This window comes from Kitasatospora sp. NPDC057518 (assembly GCF_042802075.1).
Lineage (GTDB): Bacteria > Actinomycetota > Actinomycetes > Streptomycetales > Streptomycetaceae > Kitasatospora.
The window spans coordinates 1-3,567 of sequence record NZ_JBHVEU010000645.1; the positions used below are offsets into that span (position 1 = coordinate 1).

Genomic DNA, 3,567 nt, shown 5'->3' on the forward strand with positions numbered 1-3,567 from the left:
GGCCCAGGTCGGCCTGGGCGAGCGCGGCCGCGTCGTTGACGCCGTCGCCGACCATCGCGACGACCTTGCCCTCGGCCTGCAGCCGCTTGACGGTGTCGACCTTGTCCTGCGGCATGACCTCGGCGATCACGTGCTCCGGCCCGATGCCGACCTCGGCCGCGACGGCCTCGGCGACCAGCCGGTTGTCGCCGGTGAGCAGCACCGGGGTCAGGCCCAGGGCGCGCAGCCTGCCGATGGCCTCGGCGCTGGTCGGCTTGACCGCGTCGGCGACCTCCAGCACGGCCCGGGCCTCGCCGTCCCAGCCGACCGCGATCGCGGTGCGGCCGGCCGCCTCGGCGGTGCGCTTGGCCTCGGCCAGCGCCTCGGGCAGGTACTGCGACCACTCGTTCAGCAGGGCCTCCCGGCCGGCCACCACGGCGTGGCCGTCCACCACGCCCTGGACGCCCAGGCCCGGGACGTTCTCGAAGCCCTCGACGGCGGGCAGTTCGCCGGCCTTGGCGGCGGCGGTGGCGATCGCCCGGGCGATCGGGTGCTCGGAGGCGTGCTCCAGGGCGCCGGCCAGGCGCAGCACCTCGGCCCGGTCCACGCCGCTGGCGGTGTGCACGGCGAGCAGGGTCATCTGGCCGGTGGTGACGGTGCCGGTCTTGTCCAGGACGATGGTGTCGACCTTGCGGGTGGACTCCAGGACCTCCGGGCCCTTGATCAGGACGCCCAGCTGGGCGCCGCGGCCGGTGCCGACCAGCAGGGCGGTCGGGGTGGCCAGGCCGAGGGCGCACGGGCAGGCGATGATCAGCACGGCAACGGCCGCGGTGAAGGCGGCGGTCCAGCCTTCGCCGGTGCCCAGCCAGTAGCCGAGGGTGGCCACCGCGAGGGTGATCACGATCGGGACGAAGACCGCGGAGATCCGGTCCGCGAGGCGCTGGGCGGCGGCCTTGCCGTTCTGCGCCTCCTCGACCAGCCGGGCCATCCGGGACAGCTGGGTGTCGGCACCGACCCGGGTGGCCTCGACCACCAGCCGGCCGCCCGCGTTGACGGTGGCGCCGGTGACGTTGTCGCCGACCCCGACCTCGACCGGGACGGACTCGCCGGTCAGCATCGAGGCGTCCACCGCCGAGGCACCCTCGACCACCGTGCCGTCGGTGGCGATCTTCTCGCCCGGCCGGACCACGAAGCGGTCGCCCACGGCGAGGTCGGCGATCGGGATGCGCACCTCGGCCCCGCCGCGCAGCACCGTCACGTCCTTGGCGCCCAGTTCCAGCAGCGCCTTGAGCGCGGCCCCGGCGGTGCGCTTGGAGCGCGCCTCGAAGTAGCGGCCGGCCAGGATGAAGGCGGTGACGCCGGCCGCCGCCTCCAGGTAGATGTTGGACGAGCCGTCACCGCGGGCGATGGTGAACTCGAAGCCGTGCCGCATGCCCGGCATCCCGGCATCGCCGAAGAACAGCGCCCACAGCGACCAGAGGAACGCGGCGGTGGTGCCGAGCGAGACCAGGGTGTCCATGGTCGCGGCGCCGTGCCGGGCGTTGGTGAACGCGGCCCGGTGGAACGGCCAGGCGGCGTAGGTGACGACCGGTGCGGCGAGGGTCAGCGACAGCCACTGCCAGTTGTCGAACTGGAGGGCCGGCACCATCGCCATCGCGATCACCGGCACCGCGAGCGCCACGGCGGTGAACAACCGCTGGCGCAGCGGGGCCAGCTCGTCGGCCGGCTCGGCCTGCCCGGCGCCCGAACCCCCTTCCGCGGCCGGGGGCTTGGGCAGCGCGGCGGTGTAGCCGGTGGCCTCGACGGTGGCGATCAGGTCGGCGACCTCGACCCCGCCCTCGAAGGAGACCTTCGCCTTCTCCGTGGCGTAGTTGACGCTGGCCGTGACCCCGTCCATCCGGTTGAGCTTCTTCTCGATCCGGGCCGCGCAGGAGGCGCACGTCATGCCGCCGATCGAGAGTTCCACCTCCGCTGAGGCGGGTGCCTGCGTAGTCATCGTCGCTCCTCGTGACGTCGTCGTGCGGTACGTTCGGCGGCCGGGCCCTCGTACCCATGGGGGGTATCGGGCGGTGCCGGGTTCATTTATACCCCTGAGGGGTATCGTCCGCAAGACCTGACGGATACCCCCTGCCCGTATTTTTGGAGGGGCGGAGACCGCTTGACTTGATACCCCCATGGGGTATTCACTCGTGGGCATCGAGCCGCATCGAGCCGCATCGAGCCGCACCAAGGCGCGTCGAACCGCATCGAGTCGCATCACGTCGCATCGCCCCCCCGCCGGAACCCGAGGAGGACCCCATGGCCGGCTACCACAACGACAAGGACCAGCTCCTGCGCCGCCTGCGCCGTGTCGAGGGCCAGATCCGCGGCCTCCAGCGCATGGTCGACACCGACACCTACTGCATCGACACGCTCACCCAGGTCTCCGCCGCCACCAAGGCCCTCCAGTCCGTGGCGCTGCAGCTGCTCGACTCCCACCTCGCCCACTGCGTCCACGACGCCATCGCGGGCGGCGGGGCCGAGGCGGACGCCAAGGTCGCCGAGGCCACCCAGGCCATCGCCCGGCTCATGCGGGCCTGAGCGCCCGGCCCGCCCCCCTTCTGTCCTGCCGTCCTGCCGTCCCGCATCACGAGGAGAAACGCCGCCATGAACACCCCGCTGCGCATCACCGCCTTCACCGCCGGACTCGCCGCCTCCTTCGGCCTCGCCCTCGGCGTCGGCCACGCCACCGGTAACGGCCCCTCCCCCAAGCCCGCCACCACCGCGCACGGCGGGCACGCCGGGCACGGCGAGGAGCCGACGGACGGCGGCGCCGAGCACCTGCCCGGCGGACTGCAGGTCTCCGAACGCGGCTACACGCTCAGCGTCGAGAACCCGTTCGTGACCGCCGGCTCCCCCACCGACCTGCGCTTCCGCATCCTCGGCACGGACGGCAAGCCCGTCACCGCCTACCAGCAGCAGCACGAGAAGGACCTGCACCTGATCGTCGCCCCGCGCGACCTGTCGACCTTCCAGCACCTGCACCCGACCCTCGCCGCCGACGGCACCTGGAGCGCCCAGACCGCCGTCCCCGCCGCCGGGGAGTACCGGGTCTTCGCGGACTTCACCCCGGCCGGGGCCAGCGAGGGACTCACCCTCGGCGCCGACCTGCACGCCGCGGGCGACCTACGGCCCGCCCCGCTGCCGGAGACCGGACGGACCGTCACCGTCGACGGCTACACCGTCACCCTCGGCGGCGACCTCACGCCCGGGCGCAGCGGCACGCTCACCCTCACCGTCAGCAAGGACGGCCGGCCGGTCACCGACCTCCAGCCCTACCTCGGCGCGTACGGCCACCTCGTCGCCCTGCGCGCCGGCGACCTCGCCTACCTGCACGTCCACCCGGACACCGGCACCCCGGGCCCGGAGATCGGCTTCACCGCCACCGCCCCGAGCCCCGGCAGCTACCGCCTCTTCCTGGACTTCAAGCACCAGGACACCGTCCGCACGGCGGCCTTCACCGTGACGACGGAAGGCGCCGCCGCCCCGGCCGGCCACCAGCACTGAGCGGGCCCGTACGAAAGGTGCCGGGCGATCCCACGGAGGGAT

At 73.5% G+C, this 3,567-nt stretch carries 3 protein-coding genes; 2 read left to right on the forward strand and 1 reads right to left on the reverse strand.

Features of this window, described 5'->3' with window-relative positions; genetic code table 11:
• Positions 1-1,975 (reverse strand): heavy metal translocating P-type ATPase (locus ACFU7Z_RS37695; protein WP_380782611.1); only part of this gene is annotated, 1,975 nt, incomplete at its 3' end.
• A gap of 302 nt (positions 1,976-2,277) precedes the next feature.
• Between ACFU7Z_RS37695 and ACFU7Z_RS37700 the strand changes: the two genes are divergently transcribed.
• A complete protein-coding gene (locus ACFU7Z_RS37700; protein ID WP_049651130.1) occupies positions 2,278-2,559 on the forward strand; it encodes a metal-sensitive transcriptional regulator in 282 nt (93 codons plus the stop codon).
• Between the two features lie 66 nt (positions 2,560-2,625).
• Positions 2,626-3,525: a hypothetical protein gene (locus ACFU7Z_RS37705; RefSeq protein ID WP_380782613.1), complete on the forward strand. Its 900-nt coding sequence runs from the start codon at positions 2,626-2,628 to the stop codon at positions 3,523-3,525.
• The last annotated feature ends 42 nt before the right edge of the window (positions 3,526-3,567 follow it).